This window comes from Burkholderia sp. S-53, from assembly GCF_025560745.1.
GTDB lineage: Bacteria > Pseudomonadota > Gammaproteobacteria > Burkholderiales > Burkholderiaceae > Burkholderia > Burkholderia pyrrocinia.
In genome coordinates, this window is the sequence record NZ_CP090483.1 from 645,567 (window position 1) to 668,569 (window position 23,003).

At 67.6% G+C, this 23,003-nt stretch carries 21 protein-coding genes; 17 read left to right on the top strand and 4 right to left on the bottom strand.

Annotation, left to right across the window (positions count from 1 at the left end; genetic code table 11):
- The first annotated feature begins 116 nt into the window (after positions 1–116).
- Complete coding sequence (locus LXM88_RS08030; RefSeq protein ID WP_262540886.1) at positions 117–890, top strand: SDR family NAD(P)-dependent oxidoreductase; 774 nt, start codon at positions 117–119, stop codon at positions 888–890.
- 12 nt (positions 891–902) lie between these two features.
- Positions 903–1,961: an L-idonate 5-dehydrogenase gene (locus LXM88_RS08035; RefSeq protein ID WP_262540889.1), complete on the top strand. Its 1,059-nt coding sequence runs from the start codon at positions 903–905 to the stop codon at positions 1,959–1,961.
- 87 nt (positions 1,962–2,048) lie between these two features.
- Here the strand turns inward: LXM88_RS08035 and LXM88_RS08040 are convergent, their stop codons facing one another.
- The gene (locus tag LXM88_RS08040) at positions 2,049–3,248 is read right to left on the bottom strand and encodes an MFS transporter (RefSeq protein ID WP_262540890.1); all 1,200 of its coding nucleotides are present in this window, start codon (positions 3,246–3,248) and stop codon (positions 2,049–2,051) included.
- 313 nt (positions 3,249–3,561) lie between these two features.
- Here LXM88_RS08040 and cynR point away from each other — a divergent pair, with 313 nt between their 5' ends.
- Positions 3,562–4,452: a transcriptional regulator CynR gene (gene cynR / locus LXM88_RS08045; protein ID WP_262540891.1), complete on the top strand. Its 891-nt coding sequence runs from the start codon at positions 3,562–3,564 to the stop codon at positions 4,450–4,452.
- Positions 4,453–4,497: 45 nt separating this feature from the next.
- On the opposite strand, the gene LXM88_RS08050 is transcribed toward cynR, so the two are convergent.
- Positions 4,498–5,190 carry a FadR/GntR family transcriptional regulator gene (locus tag LXM88_RS08050; RefSeq protein ID WP_262540892.1) on the bottom strand — a complete coding sequence of 231 codons (693 nt, stop codon included), beginning with the start codon at positions 5,188–5,190 and terminating at the stop codon, positions 4,498–4,500.
- 101 nt (positions 5,191–5,291) lie between these two features.
- On the opposite strand from LXM88_RS08050, the gene LXM88_RS08055 reads away from it, so the two are divergent.
- From LXM88_RS08055 to LXM88_RS08070, 4 genes are all read left to right on the top strand, one after another.
- Positions 5,292–6,425 carry an RNA-guided endonuclease InsQ/TnpB family protein gene (locus tag LXM88_RS08055; RefSeq protein ID WP_262540893.1) on the top strand — a complete coding sequence of 378 codons (1,134 nt, stop codon included), beginning with the start codon at positions 5,292–5,294 and terminating at the stop codon, positions 6,423–6,425.
- Positions 6,426–6,731: 306 nt separating this feature from the next.
- Positions 6,732–8,054, top strand: coding sequence for a C4-dicarboxylate transporter DctA (locus LXM88_RS08060; RefSeq protein ID WP_262540895.1), 1,323 nt, complete (start codon positions 6,732–6,734; stop codon positions 8,052–8,054).
- A gap of 199 nt (positions 8,055–8,253) precedes the next feature.
- On the top strand, positions 8,254–9,261 hold the full coding sequence (gene alc, locus LXM88_RS08065) for an allantoicase (RefSeq protein ID WP_262540896.1): 1,008 nt from the start codon (positions 8,254–8,256) through the stop codon (positions 9,259–9,261).
- Between the two features lie 14 nt (positions 9,262–9,275).
- Positions 9,276–9,800, top strand: a complete 525-nt coding sequence (locus LXM88_RS08070; RefSeq protein WP_262540897.1) for an ureidoglycolate lyase — start codon at positions 9,276–9,278, stop codon at positions 9,798–9,800.
- 186 nt (positions 9,801–9,986) lie between these two features.
- On the opposite strand, the gene fur is transcribed toward LXM88_RS08070, so the two are convergent.
- Positions 9,987–10,415, bottom strand: coding sequence for a ferric iron uptake transcriptional regulator (gene fur, locus LXM88_RS08075; RefSeq protein ID WP_011350926.1), 429 nt, complete (start codon positions 10,413–10,415; stop codon positions 9,987–9,989).
- Positions 10,416–10,557: 142 nt separating this feature from the next.
- Here fur and bamE point away from each other — a divergent pair, with 142 nt between their 5' ends.
- From bamE to LXM88_RS08120, 9 genes are all read left to right on the top strand, one after another.
- Positions 10,558–11,376, top strand: a complete 819-nt coding sequence (bamE, locus tag LXM88_RS08080; RefSeq protein WP_262540903.1) for an outer membrane protein assembly factor BamE — start codon at positions 10,558–10,560, stop codon at positions 11,374–11,376.
- Positions 11,377–11,441: 65 nt separating this feature from the next.
- Positions 11,442–12,239 carry a 4-hydroxy-tetrahydrodipicolinate reductase gene (gene dapB, locus LXM88_RS08085; RefSeq protein WP_096472441.1) on the top strand — a complete coding sequence of 266 codons (798 nt, stop codon included), beginning with the start codon at positions 11,442–11,444 and terminating at the stop codon, positions 12,237–12,239.
- 20 nt (positions 12,240–12,259) lie between these two features.
- On the top strand, positions 12,260–12,928 hold the full coding sequence (locus LXM88_RS08090) for a MotA/TolQ/ExbB proton channel family protein (RefSeq protein WP_262540904.1): 669 nt from the start codon (positions 12,260–12,262) through the stop codon (positions 12,926–12,928).
- Between the two features lie 24 nt (positions 12,929–12,952).
- The gene (locus tag LXM88_RS08095; protein ID WP_262540905.1) at positions 12,953–13,414 is read left to right on the top strand and encodes an ExbD/TolR family protein; all 462 of its coding nucleotides are present in this window, start codon (positions 12,953–12,955) and stop codon (positions 13,412–13,414) included.
- A gap of 293 nt (positions 13,415–13,707) precedes the next feature.
- A complete protein-coding gene (gene leuS / locus LXM88_RS08100) occupies positions 13,708–16,302 on the top strand; it encodes a leucine--tRNA ligase (protein ID WP_262540907.1) in 2,595 nt (864 codons plus the stop codon).
- A 38-nt stretch (positions 16,303–16,340) separates the two neighbouring features.
- Positions 16,341–16,892: an LPS-assembly lipoprotein LptE gene (locus tag LXM88_RS08105; RefSeq protein ID WP_262540909.1), complete on the top strand. Its 552-nt coding sequence runs from the start codon at positions 16,341–16,343 to the stop codon at positions 16,890–16,892.
- Between the two features lie 18 nt (positions 16,893–16,910).
- Positions 16,911–18,005, top strand: coding sequence for a DNA polymerase III subunit delta (gene holA / locus LXM88_RS08110; RefSeq protein ID WP_262540910.1), 1,095 nt, complete (start codon positions 16,911–16,913; stop codon positions 18,003–18,005).
- Between the two features lie 162 nt (positions 18,006–18,167).
- Positions 18,168–19,439: a glutamate-5-semialdehyde dehydrogenase gene (locus LXM88_RS08115; RefSeq protein WP_262540912.1), complete on the top strand. Its 1,272-nt coding sequence runs from the start codon at positions 18,168–18,170 to the stop codon at positions 19,437–19,439.
- Between the two features lie 17 nt (positions 19,440–19,456).
- The gene (locus LXM88_RS08120) at positions 19,457–19,879 is read left to right on the top strand and encodes a CopD family protein (protein ID WP_262540914.1); all 423 of its coding nucleotides are present in this window, start codon (positions 19,457–19,459) and stop codon (positions 19,877–19,879) included.
- Positions 19,880–19,985: 106 nt separating this feature from the next.
- Here the strand turns inward: LXM88_RS08120 and LXM88_RS08125 are convergent, their stop codons facing one another.
- A complete protein-coding gene (locus LXM88_RS08125; RefSeq protein WP_011350936.1) occupies positions 19,986–20,834 on the bottom strand; it encodes a MurR/RpiR family transcriptional regulator in 849 nt (282 codons plus the stop codon).
- A gap of 293 nt (positions 20,835–21,127) precedes the next feature.
- On the opposite strand from LXM88_RS08125, the gene edd reads away from it, so the two are divergent.
- Positions 21,128–22,984: a phosphogluconate dehydratase gene (edd, locus tag LXM88_RS08130; protein WP_262540916.1), complete on the top strand. Its 1,857-nt coding sequence runs from the start codon at positions 21,128–21,130 to the stop codon at positions 22,982–22,984.
- The last annotated feature ends 19 nt before the right edge of the window (positions 22,985–23,003 follow it).

The following is a 23,003-nucleotide window of genomic DNA, read 5'->3' on the forward strand; positions in this document are numbered from 1 at the left end:
ATGATAACCGGATCAAAAAAGACCATTGGCGCGGCATCGGGCCGGCAGCCGAAGATACCGTCAACGCGAGACCGGCCGCGACGGGCAGTCGGCTCCACTGGCACGAGGAGACATGCATGACCCACGCACTTGACCGGTTCCGCCTCGACGGCCGCCGCGCGCTGATCACGGGTTCCGGACGCGGGATCGGGCTGACGCTCGCCCGCGGGCTCGCGGAAGCCGGCGCGGCGATCGTCATCAACGATCGCAATGAGGAGAAGGCCGCGACGCTCGCGCGCCGTTTCCGCGACGAGGGCTTCGCGGCCGACCATGCGGTGTTCGACGTCACCGAGCACGCGCAGGTGCGCGCGGCGATCGACGATTTCGAGGCGCGCGTCGGCGCGATCGACATCCTTGTAAACAACGCGGGCATCCAGCGGCGCGCGCCGCTCGACGCATTCGATCCCGACGACTGGCATGCGCTGATGCGCGTGAATCTCGACGGCGTGTTCAACGTCGCGCAGGCCGTCGCGCGTCACATGATCGCGCGCGGCCATGGGAAGATCATCAACATCTGTTCGGTGCAGAGCGAGCTCGCGCGGCCGACGATCGCGCCGTATGCGGCGACGAAGGGCGCAGTGCGGATGCTGACCAAAGGGATGTGCGCCGACTGGGCACGCCACGGCATCCAGGCCAATGGCCTCGCGCCCGGCTATTTCGAGACCGAACTGAATCGCGCGCTGGTCGACGACGCGGCGTTCTCGGACTGGCTGTGCAAGCGCACGCCGGCCGGCCGCTGGGGGCGCGTCGACGAGCTGTGCGGCGCGGCGATCTTCCTCGCGTCGGCCGCGTCCGATTTCGTGAACGGCCAGACACTGTTCGTCGATGGCGGGCTGACCAGCGCCGTATAGGAGGAGGACGTTATGCGTATGCGTTGCATGTGTGTCGTGATCCATGGTCCGAACGACCTGCGGATCGAAGAGCAGGACGCGGGCGAGATCGGACCGGGCCAGGTGCGCGTCGATGTCGCGATGGGCGGTATCTGCGGGTCCGACCTGCATTACTTCCGGCACGGCGGCTTCGGCGCGATCCGGCTGCAGCAGCCGATGGTGCTCGGCCACGAGGTTGCCGGCACCGTCGCGGAAGTCGCGCCGGACGTGACTTCGGTGAAGGTCGGCGATCGCGTCGCGGTCAATCCGAGCCGGCCGTGCGGTACGTGCCGCTACTGCCTCGAAGGCTTGCCGAACCAGTGTCTCGACATGCACTTCTACGGCAGCGCGATGCGGATGCCGCACGTTCAGGGCGCGTTTCGCAACGCGCTCGTGTGCGACGCGACGCAGTGCGTGAAGGTTGCCGATCACGTGCCGCTGTCGCTCGCGGCGCTCGCCGAGCCGTTCTCGGTCGGGCTGCATGCGGTGTCGCGCGCGGGCCCGCTGATCGGCAAGCGCGTGCTCGTGTCGGGCTGCGGGCCGATCGGCGTGCTGGCGGTCGCTGCGGCGCGCGTGCACGGCGCGGCGGAGATCGTCGCGACCGACGTCGTCGAAGCGCCGCTGGAGGTGGCCCGCGCGCTCGGTGCCGACCACACGATCAATGCGGCGGCCGATGCCGGATGGGTCGCGCGCTACGGCGCCGACAAAGGCACGTTCGACGTGATGATCGAGTGTTCGGGCAATGCGCGCGCGCTGCGCGACGGTCTGGACGTGATGCGTCCGCGCGGGGTCGTCGTGCAGCTCGGGCTCGGCGGCGATGTCAGCCTGCCGCAGAACGTCGTGGTCGCGAAGGAGTTGTCGATCTGCGGATCGTTCCGCTTCCATGCGGAATTCGCGCTCGCGGTGCAACTGATCAACACGGGGCGCGTCGACCTGCGGCCGGCCGTCACGCGCGTGTTCCCGATGCGCGACGCGAACCTCGCGTTCGAACTGGCCGGCGACCGGCAGCGCGCGATGAAGGTGCTGATCGATTTCGCGGACGAGGCTGCCTGATCGTCCGCCCGTGGCACCGGCGTCATTGAAAAAGGCACGCCCGCGGCTCGCGCGGCGTGCCTTGTATCGTTGCGGTGCGGAAACGGATTACTGCGTGACCTGCCGCGAGCCGACGCGTTGCGATGCGAGCCACAGCGCGATCAACACGCCCGAGAGCGCCGCGCCCGCGACGCACACGCCGCGCCAGCCGTCGATGCCGTACGCGACGCTCGCCGCGAACGACCCGAACGCGCCGCCGATGAAGTAGCTCGTCAGGTAGATCGTCGTCACGCGGCTGCGTGCGTTGCCCGCCAGTGCGTAGATCACGCTCTGGTTCGAGATGTGCATGCCCTGCACGCCGACGTCGAGCAGCAGGATGCCTGCGATCAGCGCCGCGAGCGAGTGCGCGCCGGTTGCAATCAGCGCGAACGACGCGAGCACGGCCGCCGCGAACAGCCCGGTCGCCGCATTGCCGTGCCCGCGATCGACCAGCCGGCCGGCTGACGTTGCCGCGAGCGCGCCCACCGCGCCGACCATCCCGAACAGGCCGATCTGCCCTTCGGAATAGCTGTACGGCGGCTGGCTCAGCAGGAACGTGAGGCCCGTCCACAGCAGGCTGAAGCAGGCGAACACGAGCGCGCCGTAGGTGGAGCGCAGCGCGATCAGCGGTTGCGCGCGCACCAGCGCGACGAGCGACTTCACCAGTGCCGCGTAGTCGACGCGCGTGTCGCGGCGATCCTTCGGCAGCTTCTTGGCGAGCACGCCGGTCAGTGCGAGCACCATCGCCGCGGCGATGCCGTACACCGCGCGCCAGCCGAACCCGTCGGCGATCGCGCCGGCCGCGACGCGCGCGAGCAGGATGCCGAGCAACAGGCCGCTCATCACGGTGCCGACCGCGCGGCCGCGCGAGCGCGCGTCGGCGAGCGACGCCGCGAACGGCACGAGCAACTGCGTCGAACACGTGACGAAGCCGACCGCGACGTTCGCGACGACGAACATTGTGAAGTTCGTGCTGAACGTGACCGCGACCAGCGCGACGACGTTGAGCATCAAGAGCCGCACGATCAGCGTATGGCGGTTGACCGCGTCGCCGAGCGGGACGATCAGCAGCAGGCTCGCCGCGTAGCCGAGCTGCGTCAGCGTGACGAGATAGCCGAGCTCGGTCGGCGCGCGCCCGAAGCTGTGCGCGATCGCGGCGAGCAGCGGCTGCGCGTAATAGATGTTGCCGATGACGATGCCGCACGCGCAGGCGAACAGCAGCGTCATGCCACGGGTCAGGGGAGGATGGGTGTCGTGATGCGGTTCCATGGTGGCGAAAAACAGCGGTGCCGGCCGGCGGCACGGGGCCGTCGGCTGCGCGGGGTTGCGGAAATCGGGGCCGGCGTCAACGGATCGCCGATGAACCGATGCGCGCCGGGCGGATCGCGGCCGGCGCCCGGGTCGGGCGGGCGGCGGATCGCCGTGCGGCGGGCGGGGGCAGGGCGGGCCCGGGCGTGCCGCTCCGGTGCGGCGACAGGTGCGATGCACGGGAGCGGATGTGCGTATGATGCGGGAATCGATCCATAGCGTCCAAGACTGGATCGTTATGGTGTCCATTGGTGAATCCAATACATTGGCCGCGATGCTTCTCCGCCACATCCGCTATTTCCTGGCCGTCGCCGAGCAGCGCAGCTTCACGCGCGCGGCCGATGCGCTGCACGTGTCGCAGCCGACGCTGTCGCAGCAGGTCCGCCAGCTCGAGGAAACGCTCGGCGTGCAGCTGTTCGACCGCTCGGGTCGCACGGTGCGGCTCACCGAGTTCGGCGAGGTCTATGCGCGCCACGCGCGCGCCGCGCTGCACGAGCTCGATACGGGGCAGCGGGCGCTGCACGACGTCGCCGATCTCGGCAGCGGCTCGTTGCGGCTCGCGATGATGCCGACTTTCGCGGCCTACCTGAGCGGCTCGCTGATCGATGCGTTCCATGCCGAATATCCGAACGTCGCGCTGACGATCGACGCGATGCCGCAGGAGCGCATCGAGGCGCTGCTTGCCGACGACCGGCTCGACGCGGGTTTCGCGTTCGTGCCGCCGCGCGCGCCGGACATCGACGCGCTGCCGCTGTGGGACGAACCGCTCGCGCTCGTGACGGGGCGCACGCACCGACTTGCGCGGCGCCGTCGCGCGCTGACGCCGGCCGAGCTCGGCGGCGAGCCGCTGGTGCTGCTGAGCCGCGCGTTCGCGACGCGCGAGAGCATCGACCGGTATTTCATCGAGCATGGCGCGCAGCCGAAGATCGCGATCGAAACGAATACGATCAGCGCGGTGCTGGAGCTCGTGCGATGCGGCAGGCTCGCGACGGTGTTGCCCGATGCGGTCGCGCGAGAGAGCAGCGACCTGTGCGCGCTGGAGATCGATCCGCCGCTGCCGACCCGCACGGCCGCGCTGCTGACGCGCAAGGGCGCGTACCGCAGCGTCGCGGCGCGCGCGTTCATCGAGCGCGCGCTTGCGTATCGCGATCCGTCGGGAGGTTGACCGGGATGACCGGGCGGCGCGCGTGACGGGCGGCCGCCCGCGCCGTCATGCGCCCGGCGTCGGGAAGAAGATGCCCGCGCGCTGCGCGGCGTTCGCGATGTGCGTTTCGATCGCGGTGCCCGCGGCGGCCGCGTCGCGCGCGATCAGCGCATCGACGATCGCGCGGTGTTCGTGCCACGTCGACAGCAGCAGCTCGCGCCGGTAGAACGGCATGCGCTGGCTTTCCTTCATGATGTCGGCGCTGCCGCGCAGGATCGATTCGATCGCCGCGTTGCCGGCGAGATGGATGATCCGCATGTGGAAGTCGAAGTCGAGCTGCGACGCTTCGTCGAGCGCGCTTTCGGTCAGCGCGACGTGCAGGTCGGCGAGGTTGTCCTCGAACCACGCGATGTCGTCGTCGCTGACGACGTGCGCGGCCATCCGCGCGGCGAACCCTTCGAGCGCATAGCGCATCTGGTACGTGTCGGGCGGCGACGACTGCTCGGCGAACCGCCAGGCGTGGTCGGTCGCGGCCTGCGCGCTTTCGACGTACACGCCCTTGCCCGCGCGGATGCGCAGCATCCCGAGCGCCTCGAGCGTCGACAACGCCTCGCGCAGCGACGCGCGGCTGATCTCCAGCTCCTCGGAGAGCTGGCGCTGGGCCGGCAGCAGGCTGCCGACCGGATAAACGCCTGCCTCGATCCGGTCGCGGATCGTCGCGATGGCGGCGTCGGTCACGGTATGCGGAACGTTTTTCATCAGGTTTGCTCCGAGAAACCCTGTCCTTCACGGCGGGGAGTGAACGGAGCGCGACCGAACGGCCGCTTCTCCGAAGCTTGAGGCACATGCGAGCATGTGACATGAACATCAAGCGCGCCTACCGATTCCGGTTCTACCCGACGTCCGAGCAGGAAGTGATACTCGCCCGGACGTTTGGGTGCGCACGCTTTGTGTATAACCACATGCTGCGAATGCGCGCCGATGCGTGGCAGCAGTACCAGACGAGTATTGGCTATCACGAAACCTCCGCGGCACTTACTGCGCTGAAGAAATCTCCCGATCATATTTGGTTGAACGAAGTCAGCTCGGTTCCGCTCCAGCAGGCGTTGCGCCATTTGCAGACGGCGTTCGAGAACTTCTTCGCCAAGCGAGCCAAGTACCCAAACTTCCGGCGCAAGGGCGGCACGCAATCGGCCGAGTACACGGCAAGCGCCTTCAAATGGGATGGCACTTCGCTGAAGCTGGCGAAGATGAATGCGCCGCTTGCTGTCTGTTGGTCACGCACGATTCCGAAAGGTGCGAAGGTGACAACCGTCACAGTGTCGAAAGACACTGCCGGTCGATACCACGTCTCGATGCTTTGCGACGACGTGGTATCGGCAAAGTCGGAATCGACAAGCAAGGTCGGCATCGACTTCGGGTTGACAGATTTTGTCGTTCTTTCGACGGGTGAGAAGATTCCTGCACCGAACGCGTTTCGCAAGAACGAAGCCAAGCTCGCCAAGCTGCAACGACGGCTGGCGAGGAAGCAAACGGGGTCCGCGAATCGCAGGAAGGCGAAACTCAAAGTCGCACGCATGCACGCCCGGATAGCAGACTGCCGCAGGGATTTCCTGCACAAGCTTTCGACGAGGTTGATCAACGAAAACCAAATGATCGCCATCGAAAGTCTTTCCGTTAGCCACGTGCAGAAGAATCGAAGACTCGCGAAATCGATCGGCGACGCAGGCTGGTCGGAATTCGTGCGGCAATTGACGTACAAGGCAGCGTGGTACGGACGCACGTTGATCGGTATCGACCGCTGGTATCCGTCCAGCAAACGATGTTCCGATTGCGGGCATACCGTAGCCAGCATGCCGTTGAAGGTGCGAGCGTGGGCCTGTCCGAAATGCGAGACGACCCACGACCGCGATATCAACGCAGCGCGTAACGTTTTGGCCGCCGGACTGGCGGTGTCAGCCCATGGAGAAAGCGTAAATCCCATGTCTCTTTGAGGCGATGTCGGGTTGCATTCGGCGAAGCGGGAATCTTCTTCCGTTACGGAGGAGAGCAGTCAAGATGTGAGCGATGGCCGGTCTGACCAGCATTGTAATCCGCACACGCGCGGTGCATGACCGCACTACGGGAAAGCCACGATCAGGCCCGCTTTCGGGGCAGCCGGGTGCGTGCGGAGGGGGCGGGAAATCCCTATTTCGTCCGTCCTTGACGTCACTATATCGGCTTCCTACTATCCACCATAACATCACTGGTCTTACCAGTATGAACAGACGAAACTGCAACCGTTTGATCGGGAGAGCGCCGTGTCGAAATTCCTCAATTCGCTGTTTGGCCGAGTAGTCGTCGCATTGATCCTGGGGGTCGCGCTCGGCGCGTTCTTCCCGCATTTCGCCGAGTCGTTGCGACCGCTCGGCGACGGGTTCCTGAAGCTCATCAAGATGGTCATCGGCCCGATCGTGTTCTGCGTCGTGGTCAGCGGGATGGCCAATGCGGGCGACCTGAAGAAGGTCGGCCGGGTCGGCCTGAAGGCCGTCATCTACTTCGAGATCATGACGACGCTCGCGCTCGGCATCGGGCTCGTGCTTGCGTGGCTCACGCGTCCGGGCGTCGGGATGAACATCGACCTGCGCTCGCTCGACGCGTCGTCGCTCGCGTCGTATGCGAAGAACGCCGAAAGCCTGAAGGACACGGCCGGCTACCTGATGAAGATCATCCCCGAGACCGCGATCGACGCGTTCGCGAAGGGCGACATCCTGCAGATCCTCGTGTTCGCGGTGCTGTTCGGCTCCGCGCTGTCGCTGCTCGGCGACAAGGCGCAGCGCGTCAACTCGCTGATCGAGGAACTGTCGCACGTGTTCTTCCGGATCATCGGCTTCATCATCAAGCTCGCGCCGCTCGGCGTGCTCGGCGCGATCGCGTTCACGACCGGCAAGTACGGCGTCTCGTCGCTCAAGCAGCTCGGCTACCTGGTCGCGGTGTTCTACCTGAGCTGCTTCGTGTTCGTCACGGTCGTGCTCGGCATCGTGATGCGGCTCGCGGGCTTCTCGGTGTTCAAGCTGATCCGCTACCTGCGCGAGGAACTGTCGATCGTGCTCGGCACGGCGTCGTCGGATGCGGTACTGCCGCAGGTGATGCGCAAGCTCGAATACATGGGCGTCAAGGATTCGACGGTCGGCCTCGTGATCCCGACCGGCTATTCGTTCAACCTCGATGGCTTCTCGATCTACCTGACGCTCGCCGTGCTGTTCATCGCGCAGGCCACCAACACGCCGCTGTCGACGCATGACCTGATCGTCGTGCTGCTCGTGTCGCTCGTCACGTCGAAGGGCGCGCACGGCATCCCGGGTTCGGCGATCGTGATCCTCGCGGCGACGCTGTCGGCGATCCCGGCGATTCCGGTGCTCGGCCTGGTGCTGATCCTGCCGGTCGACTGGTTCGTCGGCATCGCCCGCGCGGTGACCAACCTGATCGGCAATTGCGTCGCGACGGTCGTCGTCGCGGTGTGGGAGAACGATATCGACAAGGTCCGCGCGAAGCGCGTGCTGAACCGCGAGCTGCGCTACGTGCCGGCCGAAGAAGAAGGCAACGCGGCGCCGGTTGCCGGCGACCAGGCCCACGCGCTCTGAGCGCCGCGCGGGGCACCTTCGCCCCTGGTTGACCCGCGCAATCGATTTACCCGCGGCCGGCGCCTCGATGCGCCGGCGTTTAATCAGAAATTGCTTTGCATGGGATGGGAGTAACCGCTAAAGCGCTAACTCTCATCGACCGCGAAGCATGGGATGAGAGTAACCGCTAAAGCGCTAACTCTCATCGACAGGAGACGACATGGCAGCCCCCATCCTCGATCCGAACGCGCCGGCGTTTACGCGGCGTTACATGAACCTCGCCGACCCGCGCCTCGGTGCGCGGGCATTGTTTGCGAGCGACGAGTTCTTCGCGCCGAAAGAGCGCATGCTGAATCCCGAGCCGGCCGTGTTCATTCCCGGCAAGTACGACGACCACGGCAAGTGGATGGACGGCTGGGAAACGCGCCGCAAGCGCACGACCGGCCACGACTTCTGCGTGGTGCGCCTCGCGCGGCCGGGCGTGATTTTCGGTGTCGATCTCGATACGAGCCACTTCACCGGCAACTTCCCGCCGGCCGCGTCGATCGAGGCGTGCGTCGCCGACGGCGACACGCCGCCCGACGACGCCGAATGGCGCACGATCGTCCCCGCGACGACCTTGCAGGGCAATTCGCATCACTACGTAAGCGTCGACGACGCGCAGCCGGTCACGCACCTGCGCGTGAACCTGTATCCGGACGGCGGGCTCGCGCGGCTGCGCGTGTACGGCCAGCCGCAGCGCGACTGGCGCCATGTGCCGGCCGGCGAACTCGTCGATCTCGCCGCGATCGAGAACGGCGGTTATCTGGTGGCCGCGAACAACCAGCACTTCGGCCCGGCATCGCAGATGCTGATGCCGGGGCGCGGCGCGAACATGGGCGACGGCTGGGAAACGCGGCGCCGCCGCGAGCCCGGCAACGACTGGGCGATCGTCGCGCTCGCACGGCCGGGCATCATCCGGCGCGTCGAGGTCGATACGGCGTTCTTCAAGGGCAACTTCCCCGACCGCTGCTCGCTGCAGGCCGCGCGGGTCGCGGGCGGCACCGACGATTCGCTGGTCACGCAGGCGATGTTCTGGGCCGAATTGCTCGGCGAGCAGAAGTTGTCGATGGACCACGTGCATACGTTCGACCAGCTCGCGGCGCTCGGCCCCGTCACGCACGTGCGTTTCAACATCTTCCCGGACGGCGGCGTGTCGCGCCTGCGTCTGTGGGGCGAGCCGGCTTGAAGGAGGGCAACGGCATGAGCGGAGCACACATCCTGCGCGTCGAGCGCCTGACCCGCGAAGCGTTCGCGCCGTTCGGCGACGTGATCGCGCTCGAAGGCGCGCGGCATTTCCCGATCAACGGCGGCACGACCGAGCGTTTCCACGATCTCGCGACGATCGACGTCTGCGCGGACGGCGGCCGGCCGCTCGTCAGCGTGTTTCGCGCGCAACCGCGCGCGCTGCCGGTCGCGGTCACGCTGATGGAGCGCCATCCGCACGGCAGCCAGGCGTTCATCCCGCTCGCGGCCGTGTCGCGCTACGCGATCGTCGTCGCGCCGGCCGGCGAATTCCGGCCCGACGCGATGCGCGCGTTCCTGGCCGAAGGCTGGCAGGGCGTGAATTATGCGAAGGGCGTCTGGCACCATCCGCTGCTCGCGCTCGACGCGGTCAGCGATTTCGTGATCGTCGATCGCGGCGGCCCGCAGCCGAACTGCGACGAGATCCCGCTCGACCACGCGTGGGCGCTCGAGTTCGAGCCGGCCTGCGCGAGCACGGCCTGACGCGGCGCGCAGCCGGGGTCCGGTTCCCGGCGCCGGGAACCGGATACCGGTTTCGCGCGAGCGCCGAAGGGTTTTCGTAAGCGTTCCGAACCGGCCCGCGCACGGCGCGCGGTACGATCCCGAAAAGAACACGGCCCGGGCGGCGAGATGCCGGCCGGGCCGTGCTGCGTGCGCGGGTGGCGCGATTCAGTGCTTGCGGTGCGGGCAGTTCTCGGTCGTGCAGGAACCGTACATCGCGAGCGAGTGCTCCTGGAGCCGGAAACCGCGCTCCTTCGCGATTGCCTGCTGGCGGCCTTCGATCTCGGCGTCGAAGAATTCCTCGACGCGGCCGCAATCGAGGCACACGAGGTGGTCGTGGTGCGAGCCTTCGTTCAGTTCGAACACGGCCTTGCCGGATTCGAAGTTGCTGCGCGTGAGCAGGCCGGCCTGCTCGAACTGCGTAAGCACGCGGTAGACCGTGGCGAGGCCGATGTCGAGCTGCTCGTTGAGCAGGTTCCGGTAGACGTCTTCGGCCGTCAGGTGGCGCACGGGGCTCTGCTGGAAGATCTCGAGAATCTTGAGGCGCGGTAGGGTGGCCTTTAGCCCGATATTCTTGAGATCCGTCGGATTGGTCATGGCTAGGCATCCCTAGAGTACAATGCAGGGCTTCAATGTTACCGGCTTTTCGCCGTTCCAGATACACGCGCGGCCCGCGACGCGGGCCAGCACGGTGAAGGAAATGATCCCAGAAACGCTTTCGCACTTTCAGAGGAGTCGCATGCGGAGTGCCATCATCGCTGCCGCCGCCGTTGCGGCGCTGGCTGGTTGTTCGTCGTACGACAGCGTGACGCAGCGCATCGCGCAGAGCATCACGCCCTATCGGATCACCGTCGTGCAGGGCAACTTCGTGTCGCAGGAGAAGGCCGCACAACTGCAGGTCGGCATGACGCGCGAGCAGGTGCGCGCATTGCTCGGCACGCCGCTGCTGGCGGACATGTTCCACGCCGACCGCTGGGATTACCTCTTCTACTTCAAGCGCGGCTCGACGGCGATCGTCCAGCAGCGCGATCTCGTCGTGACCTTCGCGGGCGATCGCCTGGCGGGCTGGACGGGCGCCGAGAACCTGCCGTCCGAGCTCGACCTGCTGGCCGACATCGACGGCGATCGCGGCGGCAGGAAGGCGAAGGCGGCCGCGGCGGCGAAGGCCGCTTCCGAGGCTGCTGCCGCGCGCGCTGCGCAAGCGGCGAGCGAGCCGGCGCCCGACACCGTCGCCAGCCCGTCCGTCGTGCCGGCGTCCGGCGCGGTGGTCGACCAGGATGCGAACGCGCAGGCCGCCCGCGCGGCGAACCGCGCGACCAACCAGGTGTCGGGTCAGGGCTCGAGCGCGCGCCGCTTCACGCCGTCCACGAAGGCTGCCGGCGGTGCGCCGGTGCCAGGCGGCCAGCCGCCGGGCGCGGTGCCGGCGATCCAGCCGCAGTTCCAGTTCCATCGTCCGCCGCAGCCGAACGTGTCGAGCGAGGCGTCGCCGCCGGTCGGCCCGCAAGGCTCGGACACGCTGCAGAACCAGCCGATCACCGCGCCGGCCCAGTCGCAGTAAGCGGCCGGCGTGCGGAAACCGGGCGGCTAGCGCCGCCCGCCTTTAGACCTGTCGTGTAGAAAGCCATGAAGATTGCGATTGCCGGCGCATCGGGCCGAATGGGCCGGATGCTGATCGAAGCCGTTCTCAACGATCCCGACGCCCAGCTCGTCGGCGCGCTCGACCGCGCCGATTCGCCGTTCCTCGGCCAGGACGCAGGCGCGTTCCTCGGCAAGGAAACCGGGATCAAGCTGACCGACGACCTCGACGCCGTGTTCGCGCAGGCCGACTACCTGATCGATTTCACGCGTCCGGAAGGCACGATCGCGCACATCGAGGCCGCGCTGCGCCACGACGTGAAGCTCGTGATCGGCACGACCGGCTTCACCGCCGAACAGAAGGCCGAACTGCAGGCCGCTGCGGGCAAGATCGGCATCGTGTTCGCGGCGAACATGAGCGTCGGCGTGAACGTCACGCTGAAGCTGCTCGAATTCGCGGCAAAGCATTTCTCGCACGGCTACGACATCGAGATCATCGAGGCGCATCACCGCCACAAGGTCGATGCGCCGTCGGGCACCGCGCTGATGATGGGCGAAGCCGTCGCCGGCGCGCTCGGGCGCTCGCTCGACGATTGCGCGGTGTACGGCCGCCACGGCGTGACGGGCGAACGCGATCCGTCGTCGATCGGCTTTGCCGCGGTGCGCGGCGGCGACATCGTCGGCGATCACACCGTGCTGTTCGCCGGGATCGGCGAGCGCATCGAGATCACGCACAAGTCGTCGAGCCGCGTGTCGTATGCGCAGGGCGCGCTGCGTGCGGTCCGCTTCCTGTCGGCGCGCGGCGCCGGCCTGTTCGACATGCAGGACGTGCTCGGCCTGCGCTGACACCCAACGGGGAAACTCCGATGGCGATTCCCACCGGCGTTGTCCACTACCTCGAAAGCGGCGATGCGATCACGCATGCCGTTGCCTATGTGCTGCTGGCGATGTCCGTCGCCAGCTGGTGCTTCCTCTTCATGAAAGCCTGGCTGCTGGTCCGCGCGAAGCGGCAGGGGCCGCGTGCGCTCGCCGCGTTCTGGCGTGCGCCGTCGCTCGACGCTGGCATCGCCGCGCTCGCCGGCGCCGACCGCGAGCGCGTGTTCGTGCCGCTCGCCGAAGCCGCGCGCGACGCGGCCGACGACCACGATCCGGCCGCGCTGGCCGCGCGCGTGGAGCGCAGCGAACGCGTGCTGCGTGCGTTGCGCCATGCGATGCTGCGCTCGCAGCGGCGTCTCGAATTCGGCCAGGTGCTGCTCGCGTCGATCGGCAGCACCGCGCCGTTCGTCGGGCTGCTCGGCACCGTGTGGGGCATCTACCACGCGCTCGGCAGCATCGCCGCGAGCGGGCAGGCGCAGATCGAGAACGTCGCGGGGCCGGTCGGCGAGGCGCTGATCATGACCGCGTTCGGGCTCGTCGTCGCGATTCCGGCGGTGCTGGCCTACAACATCCTCGGCCGGCTCGTGCGGCAGCTCGCCGAGGAACTCGACGGCTTCGCGCGCGACCTGCACGTATTCGTGTGCGCGCAGGACGCCTGACGCACCGGCCCGGGAGGAACGACCATGGCATTCGGCGGGCTCGAGCACCACAAGACCTCCGCGCCGATGGCGGAGATCAACATGACGCCGCTGATCGACGTGATGCTCGTGCTGCTCGTCATCTTCATCATTACCGCGCCGCTGATGACGCACGCGATCCGGCTCGACTTGCCGAAGGTCGCGGCCAGCGTCGCGCGCGACACGCCGCAATCCGTGACGCTGTCGATCGACGACGCGGGCAAGCTGTACTGGGACGACGCGCCGGTTGCGCTCGACGCGCTGCCCGCGCGCTTCCGGGCCGCCGCCGCGGGCGGCAGCCCGCCCGAACTGCGACTGCGTGCGTCGCGCGCGACGCGCTACGACGTGATCGCGCAGGTGATGGGCGCCGCGCAGGCCGCGGGCCTCGTGCGGATCGGCTTCGTGACCGACGTGCCGCCGCAGGCGGGCGGTTCCGCTGCGCCGTCTGCCGTGCCGGCGAACCGCTGAGCGGATCGTCCGGCCGGCCCACACCCGCCGCGCGATCGGCCGACCGCCGCAAGACCGGCCGAATGGGTCGGCGCGGGCGGTATAATCAACGTTTTTCCCGGTTGGCAGGCTGTTTCAGGTAACCCGGAATTTTCCAGGCTACCCGGGCATGCTGCGGGTTACCCGGAAAATGCCCGGAAACCGTGAACGGGGCCGGCAACAGCGAACCTGCATGTCCGCCGGGCAAGCACGATTTTCGATCCACACCTGCGCGCGAGCCGTCGCGCCGCTTAAAGCCTAGTCCGAACCACACCATGCACGAGAGATACGTACCCGCCGACGTCGAAGCCGCCGCCCAGGGCGACTGGCGCGCAGCCGATGTCTACAAGACGAAGGAAGATTCGCAGAAGCCGAAGTTCTACTGCGTGTCGATGCTGCCGTACCCGTCCGGCAAGCTGCACATGGGTCACGTGCGCAACTACACGATCAACGACGTGATGTACCGCTATCTGCGGATGAACGGCTACAACACGCTGATGCCGATGGGCTGGGATGCGTTCGGGATGCCGGCCGAGAACGCCGCGATGGCGAACGGCGTGCCGCCCGCGAAGTGGACCTACGACAACATCGACTACATGAAGGGCCAGATGCAGTCGATGGGCCTCGCGATCGACTGGTCGCGCGAGATCGCGACCTGCAAGCCCGACTATTACAAGTGGAACCAGTGGCTGTTCCTGAAGATGCTCGAGAAGGGCATCGCGTACAAGAAGACGGGCACCGTGAACTGGGATCCGGTCGACCAGACCGTGCTCGCGAACGAGCAGGTGATCGACGGCCGCGGCTGGCGTTCGGGCGCGCTCGTCGAGAAGCGCGAGATCCCGATGTACTACCTGCGGATCACGCAGTACGCGGATGAGCTGCTGAACGATCTCGACGGCCTCGGCTGGCCCGAGCGCGTGAAGATCATGCAGCAGAACTGGATCGGCAAGAGCTTCGGCGTGAACTTCGGCTTCCCGTACGAACTCGACGGCGAGAAGAAGCTGCTGCGCGTGTTCACGACGCGCGCCGACACGATCATGGGCGTCACGTTCTGCGCGGTCGCGGCCGAGCATCCGCTCGCCACGCGCCTCGCCCAGGACAAGCCCGAGCTGCTGGCGTTCATCGACGAATGCAAGCGCGGCGGCGTCGCCGAGGCCGATGTCGCGACGATGGAGAAGAAGGGCGTCGCGACGGGCTTCTCGGTCACGCACCCGCTGACGGGCGAACCCGTCGAGGTGTGGATCGGCAACTACGTGCTGATGAGCTATGGCGAAGGCGCGGTGATGGGCGTGCCCGCGCACGACGAGCGCGATTTCGCGTTCGCGAAGAAGTACGACCTGCCGATCAAGCAGGTGATCGCGGCCGAAGGCCAGACGTACTCGCTCGACGCGTGGCAGGAGTGGTACGGCGACAAGGAAGTCGCGGCCTGCGTGAACAGCGGCAAGTACGACGGCCTGCGCTACGCGGATGCGGTCGACGCGATCGCGGCCGACCTGAACGCCGGCGGTTTCGGCGACAAGCAGGTCACGTGGCGCCTGCGCGACTGGGGCGTATCGCGCCAGCGCTACTGGGGCACGCCGATCCCGATCATCCACTGCCCGTCGTGCGGCGACGTGCCGGTGCCGGAGCAGGATCTGCCCGTCGTGCTGCCGGAAGACCTCGTGCCGGACGGCTCGGGCAACCCGCTCGCGAAGTCGGAAGCGTTCCTGAACTGCACGTGCCCGAAGTGCGGCGCGGCCGCGAAGCGCGAAACCGACACGATGGATACCTTCGTCGATTCGTCGTGGTACTTCTCGCGCTACACGGCGCCGGACGCCGAGACGATGGTCGACGCGCGCACCGACTACTGGATGCCGATGGACCAATACATCGGCGGCATCGAGCACGCGATCCTGCACCTGCTGTATTCGCGCTTCTGGACCAAGGTGATGCGCGACCTCGGCCTCGTGAAGTTCGGCGAGCCGGCGAAGAACCTGCTCACGCAGGGGATGGTGCTGAACGAGACGTTCTACCGCGAAGACGCATCGGGCAAGAAGACCTGGTACAACCCGGCCGACGTGACGGTCACGCACGACGACAAGGGCCGCCCGGTCGGCGCGACGCTGAACACGGACGGCGAGCCGGTCGTGCTCGGCGGCATCGAGAAGATGTCGAAGTCGAAGAACAACGGCGTCGATCCGCAGGTGCTGATCGACCTGTACGGCGCCGATACCGCGCGCCTGTTCACGATGTTCGCCGCGCCGCCCGAGCAGCAGCTCGAGTGGTCGGGCGCGGGCGTCGAGGGCGCGAGCCGCTTCCTGCGCCGCGTGTGGAGCTTCGGCCATGCGAACCGCGAAGCGCTCGCCGCGCGCGCGGGCTTCGATGCGGCTGCGCTCGGCGAAGCCGACAAGGCGCTGCGCCGCGAGATCTACAGCGTGCTGAAGCAGGCCGATTTCGACTACCAGCGCCTGCAGTACAACACGGTCGTGTCGGCCGCGATGAAGATGCTGAATGCGGTCGACGGCGCGAAGGGCGCAACGCCCGGCGTGCTGCGCGAAACGTACGGCGTGCTGCTGCGCGTGCTGTACCCGGTCGTGCCGCACGTCACGTTCGAGCTGTGGAAGGCGCTCGGCTACGCGGACGAATTCGGCCCGCTGCTCGATGCGCCGTGGCCGAAGGTCGACGAGGCCGCGCTCGAGCAGGCCGAGATCGAACTCGTGCTGCAGGTGAACGGCAAGGTGCGCGGCGCGCTGAAGGTCGCGAAGGACGCGAGCCGCGAGGCGATCGAAGCCGCGGCAGTGGCCGACGACGCGTTCGCGAAGTTCAGCGACGGCAAGCCGGCGAAGAAGATCGTCGTCGTGCCGGGCCGCCTCGTGAACATCGTCGTCTGACGGCCGCCGGCCGTCGGACGTACCCAGAAGGAGCGAAGGTGATCCGCAGATCGTTTTTGATGCTCGTCGGCAGCGCGGTCGCGCTGTCGGCATGCGGCTTCCAGTTGCGCGGCCAGCAGGACTATGCGTTCAAGCACCTGCTGGTGGCCGGCGCGCCGGCGGCTGTCGCGGCGCGGCTCACGCGTCTCGTCGAGGCCGGCAGCGACACGAAGATCGTCAAGTCGGCGGACGACGCCGACGCCGTGCTGCGCATGTGGGAGTCGCGCGGGCAGAACACGCTGACACTCAACAAGTACGGGTCGGCGCAGGAATACGCGCTGTTCTATACGCTGAACTACACGCTGACGAGCAAGGACGGCACCGTGCTGATCCCGACGAGCGCGATCGCGCTGAACCGCGCGATGACGTACAGCGACCAGTACACGAACGCGAAGGCGCAGGAAGCCGACATCCTGTACGGCGACATGCAGAACGATGCGGTCGACCAGTTGATGCGGCGTCTCGCGATCGTCCACTCGCTGACGCCGGCGCCGGAGGACGTGGTGCCGGGCGTCTCGCCGCGCGCGCCGCTGCCGCCGCCGCCGCTCTGATCGACGGCGCACGCACCGATGCAATTGCGACTTGATGCGCTGGAGCCGCACCTCGCGAAGGGGTTGGCCGGGCTCTATACCGTCTACGGCGACGAGCCGCTGCTCGCGCAGGAAGCGTGCGACCGCATTCGTGCGGCCGCGCGCGCGGCCGGCTTCACCGAGCGGTCGGTGCATACGGTCGAGCGCGGCTTCGACTGGAGCGTGCTGCTCGGCGCGACCCAGGCGATGTCGCTGTTCGGCGAGCGCCAGCTGATCGAGCTGCGCATTCCGTCGGGCAAGCCCGGCAAGGAAGGCGCGGATGCGCTGAAGACGCTCGCGGCCACGCCGAATCCCGATGCGCTGATGCTCGTCACGTTGCCGCGTCTCGACGCGGCCACGCAGAAATCCGCATGGTTTACCGCGCTGCAGAACGGCGGCGTCGCGCTGAAGATCGATCCGGTCGACCGCGCGCAACTGCCGAACTGGATCGGCCAGCGTCTGTCGATGCAGGGCCAGCGGGTCGCGGCCGGCGACGACGGGCGGCGCGCATTGCAGTTCATCACTGAGCGCGTCGAAGGCAACCTGCTCGCCGCACACCAGGAAATCCAGAAACTCGGGCTGCTGTATCCGCAGGGCGCGCTGTCGTTCGAGCAGGTGCACGATGCGGTGCTGAACGTCGCGCGCTACGACGTGTTCAAGCTGAACGAAGCGATGCTTGCCGGCGACGCCGCGCGGCTCGCGCGGATGATCGACGGGCTGAAGGGCGAGGGCGAGGCGATCGTGCTCGTGATGTGGGCCGTCGTCGAGGAGTTGCGCACGCTGCTGCGGATCAAGCGCGGCGCGACGGCCGGCAAGCCGCTGGCGACGCTGCTGCGCGAGAACCGCGTGTGGGGCCCGCGTGAGCGGCTGATCGGCCCCGCGCTGAATCGCGTGTCGGAACCCGTGCTCGAGAAGGCGCTTGCATTCGCCGCGAAGCTCGACCGGCAGGTCAAGGGGCTTACGGCCGTCGTGCCGGGTCGCCGCACGCAGGACGAACCGCCGCCCGATCCGTGGGACGGGCTGTTCCAGCTCGCGATGACGGTCGCGGGCGCGCGCGGCGAGCGACCGCCGACCGCGGGTCGCGTGCGACGCTAGGTCCCGTTCGGGCCTTCTGCGCGCGCTGCGCAACCCGCTTACAATACTTCGATAGTCGGGGCGGCTTTTCGGCCGCCGCGCCCGGATCGCCGTCCCGCGGATGGCCTCCACGCTCCCCACGAATTCATGCCGCCCAGCGCGGCTCGCTTCTCGAGTCACACGATGGATATCGATCAGTACATGACCGACCTGGGCCGTCGCGCCCGGCACGCTTCCCGCGCGATGGCGCGCGCCAGCACGGCCGCGAAGAACGCGGCGCTCGACGCCGTGGCCCGCGCGATCGAACGCGACGCGCAGGCGCTGAAGGACGCGAACGCGCGCGACGTCGCCCGCGCCCGTGAAAAGGGGCTCGATGCAGCATTCGTCGACCGCCTGACGCTGTCCGACAAGGCGCTGAAGACGATGGTCGAAGGCCTGCGCCAGGTCGCGTCGCTGGCCGATCCGATCGGCGAGATCGGCAACCTCAAGTACCGCCCGAGCGGGATCCAGGTCGGCCAGATGCGCGTGCCGCTCGGCGTGATCGGCATCATCTACGAGTCGCGCCCGAACGTGACGATCGACGCGGCCGCGCTGTGCCTGAAGTCGGGCAACGCAACGATCCTGCGCGGCGGCTCCGAAGCGCTCGAATCGAACGCGGCGCTCGCGAAGCTGATCGGCGAAGGGCTCGCGGCAGCCGGCCTGCCGCAGGACGCGGTGCAGGTCGTCGCGACGGCCGATCGCGCGGCGGTCGGCAAGCTGATCACGATGACCGAATACGTCGACGTGATCGTGCCGCGCGGCGGCAAGAGCCTGATCGAGCGCCTGATCAACGAGGCGCGCGTGCCGATGATCAAGCACCTCGACGGCATCTGCCACGTGTACGTCGACGATCGCGCCGATCTCGACAAGGCGCTGACCGTCTGCGACAACGCGAAGACGCACCGCTACGGCACCTGCAACACGATGGAGACGCTGCTCGTCGCGAGCGGCATCGCGGCGAAGCTGCTGCCGCCGCTCGGCAAGCTGTATCGCGACAAGCAGGTCGAGCTGCGCGTCGATGCGGCCGCGCGCGCGGTGCTCGCCGATGCGGGCATTGGTCCGCTCGTCGATGCGACCGAGGAAGACTGGCACACCGAATACCTCGCGCCGGTGCTCGCGATCAAGGTCGTCGACGGCCTCGACGCCGCGATCGAGCACATCAACCAGTACGGCTCGCATCACACGGATGCGATCGTCACCGAGGATCACGACCGCGCGATGCGTTTCCTGCGCGAGGTCGATTCGGCGAGCGTGATGGTCAACGCGTCGACGCGCTTCGCGGACGGCTTCGAATTCGGCCTCGGCGCGGAGATCGGCATCTCGAACGACAAGCTGCACGCACGCGGCCCCGTGGGCCTGGAAGGGCTGACGTCGCTGAAGTACATCGTGCTCGGACACGGCGAAGGCCGCCAGTAAAGCGAGGCGCACAACCGATGGCAATGCTCTGGGTCAAGACGTTCCATGTCGTTCTGATCGCCGCGTGGTTCGCGGGGCTGTTCTACCTGCCGCGCATCTACGTGAACCTGGCCATGGAAACCGATCCGGCCGCCGTGCGACGCCTGCTGCTGATGGCGCGCAAGCTGTTCCGCTTCATGACGATGATCGCGGTGCCGGCGCTGGCCTGCGGGCTGTGGCTCTGGCTCGTGATCGGCATCGGGCAGGGGCAGGGCTGGATTCACGCGAAGGTGACGGTCGTGCTGCTGCTCGTCGTCTACCACGCGTACTGCGGGCACCTGCTGCGGGTGTTCGAGCGCGGCGAGAACCGCCGCACCGACAAGTGGTATCGCGTGTTCAACGAGCTGCCGGTGCTCGGCATGCTCGCGGCGGTCGCGCTGGTCGTGATCAAGCCGTTTTGAGCGGTGCGGCCGGCGAGGTGCGGCCGGCGAGTACCGGCGTCGATCCATGCGCAACGGCGCCCTTCGGGGCGCCGTTGTCGTTTACGCGCCTTACCGCATGGCTTGTTCAATCCTTCGCGCCGTCGTCGATACGCCGGCGCGTGATCGCTTCCTTCGCGCGGCCGACCCGTTCCATCAGCGCTGGGCCGCGCGACAGCGCGACGCCGACCGCGAGGATGTCGCCGATCGCGAGATGCGACATCCGCGACGTCATCGGCGAGAACACGTCCGTTTCCTCGGCGACGTTCGACGCGAGGCTCACCGTCGCGAGCTTCGCGAGCGGCGAATGGCTCTGCGTGATCGCGACGACTTTCGCGCCGCACGCGAGCGCGGAGCGCGCGGCGTCGACGATGTCGCGCGTGCGGCCGGTGTTTGAGATCGCGACGACGACGTCGTGCGGCCCGAGCAGCGCCGACGACATCGAGAACGTGTGCGGATCCGAATACGCAACGCTCGGCACGCCGAGCCGGAAGAACTTGTGCTGGATGTCCTGCGCGGCGATGCCCGAGCCGCCGGCGCCGTAGAACTCGATCCGCGACGCGTTCGACAGCAGCGCGATCGCATCGGCGACGCTGCCCGCGGACAGGCTGTTGCGCACCTCGATCAGCGCGCCGATCGTGCGGTCGAACACCTTGCCGATGATGCCGGGCGCCGGTTCGTCGGGCTCGACGTCGCGATACACCGACGACACGCCCGGCGCGACGCTCTGCGCGAGCCGGATCTTGAATTCGCGAAAACCGCTGCAGCCGAGCGCCTGGCAGAAGCGCGCAATCGTCGGCTGGCTGACGCCCGCGCGCGTCGACAGCTCGGTCATCGCGAGGTCGAGCACCTCGCGCGGCGCGGCGAGGATGTAGTCGGCGAGCTTGCGCTCGGACGGGCGCAACTCGGCGCGGATCGCTTCAATGCGAGGCAGCATGGGACGGCAGATGGAAATCGGGTTCGGATGAGCGAGTGTATCGCAATCGAATTGTAGAAAATCTACATGAAAATGCTAGCGTTATCGTGGTGCTTCCGGCGAGGCGATTGGAGTGGTGATTAGGGTTTTCACTAGGTGATGCCATACTGGTGGCGGGAGTAAGGGTTACGCGCGAATCGATCCGCATTGCATGCGTGTAGTTTTTCTACTAGACTGGCTTCGTTCAGTCGATGCATTCGACCGTCCCCACGATTCCAACCGCCGGTGTCGGCCGGCATACAGGAGCGCCCAGCATGACGTCGCTGCACCCCACTCTGGCGAAGGTCACCGAACGCGTGATCGCCCGCAGCCAATCGACCCGTTCCGCCTATCTGCAGCGCATCGACGGCGCGCAGGGCAAGTTCCCGGCGCGCGGCGCGCTGTCCTGCGCGAACCTCGCGCACGGCTTCGCGGGCCTCGAGGGCAGCGACAAGTTCGCGATCAAGACGATCCGCGAGCCGAACATCGGCATCGTGTCCTCGTACAACGAGATGCTGTCCGCGCATGCGCCTTACAAGGATTTCCCCGACATCATCAAGGTCGCCGCGCGCGAGAACGGCGGTGTCGCGCAGTTCGCGGGCGGCGTGCCGGCGATGTGCGACGGCGTTACGCAGGGCAACCCGGGGATGGAGCTGTCGCTGTTCTCGCGCGAGGCGATCGCGATGGGCACGGCGATCGCGCTCACGCACAACATGTTCGACGCGGCGCTGTGCCTCGGCATCTGCGACAAGATCGTGCCGGGCCTCCTGATCGGCGCGCTGCAGTTCGGCCACCTGCCGACCATCTTCGTGCCGGCCGGCCCGATGACGAGCGGCCTGTCGAACGACGACAAGGCGAAGATCCGCCAGCAGTTCGCGACCGGCCAGGTTGGCCGCGACGCGCTGCTCGAAGCCGAATCGGCCGCGTATCACGGCCACGGCACCTGCACGTTCTACGGCACCGCGAACAGCAACCAGATGCTGATGGAGCTGATGGGCCTGCACCTGCCGGGTTCGGCGTTCGTCCATCCGCACACGCCGCTGCGCACCGCGCTGACGGCCGAGGCCGCGCGCCGCGTGCTCGACCTGACCGTCGAGCGCGGCCAGTACACGCCGATCGGCCATGTGATCGACGAGAAGGCGATCGTCAACGGGATCGTCGCGCTGCTCGCGACGGGCGGTTCGACCAACCACACGCTGCACCTCGTCGCGATCGCGCGCGCGGCCGGCATCCTGATCGACTGGAACGATTTCGACGAACTGTCGGCGGTCGTGCCGCTGCTCGCGAAGATCTACCCGAACGGCAAGGCCGACGTGAACCATTTCCACGCGGCGGGCGGCGTCGCGTTCCTGGTGCGCAACCTGCTCGAAGGCGGGCTGCTGCACGAGGACGTGACGACGGTTGCCGGCAAGGGGCTGTCGCACTACACGAAGGAGCCGAAGCTGATCGACGGCAAGCTCGCGTGGGTCGACGGCGCGGCCGAGAGCCACGACACGAAGGTGCTGCGCGGCATCCGCGAACCGTTCCAGCCGGACGGCGGCCTGCGCCTGATGCAGGGCCGGCTCGGCCGCGGCGTGATCAAGATTTCGGCGGTCGCGCCCGAACACCGCAAGGTGACGGCGCCCGCGATCGTGTTCGATTCGCAGGAAGCCGTGCAGGAAGCGTTCGATCGCGGCGAGCTGAAGCGCGATTTCGTCGCGGTCGTGCGCTTCCAGGGCGCGCGCGCGAACGGGATGCCCGAGCTGCACCGTTTGACGCCGCTGCTCGGCGTGCTGCAGGATCAGGGCTTCCACGTCGCGCTGGTGACCGACGGCCGCATGTCGGGCGCGTCGGGCAAGGTGCCGGCCGTGATCCACGTGTCGCCGGAAGCGCTGCTGGCCGGCCCGCTCGGCAAGGTGAAGACGGGCGACACGCTCGTGATCGACGCGGAAGCCGGCGTGCTCGACATCGACGTCGACGCCGCCGAGTGGCACGCGCGCCCGGTCGCGCAGCCGCTGCACCAGGCCGAGAACGAGGTCGGTTTCGGACGCGAACTGTTCGGCGTGTTCCGCGCGGCCGCGGCGCCGGCCGAGCAGGGCGCATCGGTTTTCGGGACGCTGGTCGGCGAAACGGCCGTCCGCGTCGACGCATGAATTTCAAGGAGCGAATTTG

Excerpts from the sequence above, each read along its gene's own strand:
- dapB (WP_096472441.1), top strand. The coding sequence starts at position 11,442 with ATGAAGATTGCGATTGCCGGCGCATCGGGCCGAATGGGCCGGATGCTG.
- LXM88_RS08050 (WP_262540892.1), bottom strand. The coding sequence starts at position 5,190 with ATGAAAAACGTTCCGCATACCGTGACCGACGCCGCCATCGCGACGATC.
- LXM88_RS08030 (WP_262540886.1), top strand. The coding sequence starts at position 117 with ATGACCCACGCACTTGACCGGTTCCGCCTCGACGGCCGCCGCGCGCTG.
- LXM88_RS08055 (WP_262540893.1), top strand. The coding sequence starts at position 5,292 with ATGAACATCAAGCGCGCCTACCGATTCCGGTTCTACCCGACGTCCGAG.
- alc (WP_262540896.1), top strand. The coding sequence starts at position 8,254 with ATGGCAGCCCCCATCCTCGATCCGAACGCGCCGGCGTTTACGCGGCGT.
- LXM88_RS08090 (WP_262540904.1), top strand. The coding sequence starts at position 12,260 with ATGGCGATTCCCACCGGCGTTGTCCACTACCTCGAAAGCGGCGATGCG.
- LXM88_RS08040 (WP_262540890.1), bottom strand. The coding sequence starts at position 3,248 with ATGGAACCGCATCACGACACCCATCCTCCCCTGACCCGTGGCATGACG.
- leuS (WP_262540907.1), top strand. The coding sequence starts at position 13,708 with ATGCACGAGAGATACGTACCCGCCGACGTCGAAGCCGCCGCCCAGGGC.
- LXM88_RS08035 (WP_262540889.1), top strand. The coding sequence starts at position 903 with ATGCGTATGCGTTGCATGTGTGTCGTGATCCATGGTCCGAACGACCTG.
- LXM88_RS08125 (WP_011350936.1), bottom strand. The coding sequence starts at position 20,834 with ATGCTGCCTCGCATTGAAGCGATCCGCGCCGAGTTGCGCCCGTCCGAG.
- fur (WP_011350926.1), bottom strand. The coding sequence starts at position 10,415 with ATGACCAATCCGACGGATCTCAAGAATATCGGGCTAAAGGCCACCCTA.
- LXM88_RS08095 (WP_262540905.1), top strand. The coding sequence starts at position 12,953 with ATGGCATTCGGCGGGCTCGAGCACCACAAGACCTCCGCGCCGATGGCG.
- bamE (WP_262540903.1), top strand. The coding sequence starts at position 10,558 with ATGCGGAGTGCCATCATCGCTGCCGCCGCCGTTGCGGCGCTGGCTGGT.
- holA (WP_262540910.1), top strand. The coding sequence starts at position 16,911 with ATGCAATTGCGACTTGATGCGCTGGAGCCGCACCTCGCGAAGGGGTTG.
- cynR (WP_262540891.1), top strand. The coding sequence starts at position 3,562 with ATGCTTCTCCGCCACATCCGCTATTTCCTGGCCGTCGCCGAGCAGCGC.
- edd (WP_262540916.1), top strand. The coding sequence starts at position 21,128 with ATGACGTCGCTGCACCCCACTCTGGCGAAGGTCACCGAACGCGTGATC.
- LXM88_RS08070 (WP_262540897.1), top strand. The coding sequence starts at position 9,276 with ATGAGCGGAGCACACATCCTGCGCGTCGAGCGCCTGACCCGCGAAGCG.
- LXM88_RS08115 (WP_262540912.1), top strand. The coding sequence starts at position 18,168 with ATGGATATCGATCAGTACATGACCGACCTGGGCCGTCGCGCCCGGCAC.
- LXM88_RS08120 (WP_262540914.1), top strand. The coding sequence starts at position 19,457 with ATGGCAATGCTCTGGGTCAAGACGTTCCATGTCGTTCTGATCGCCGCG.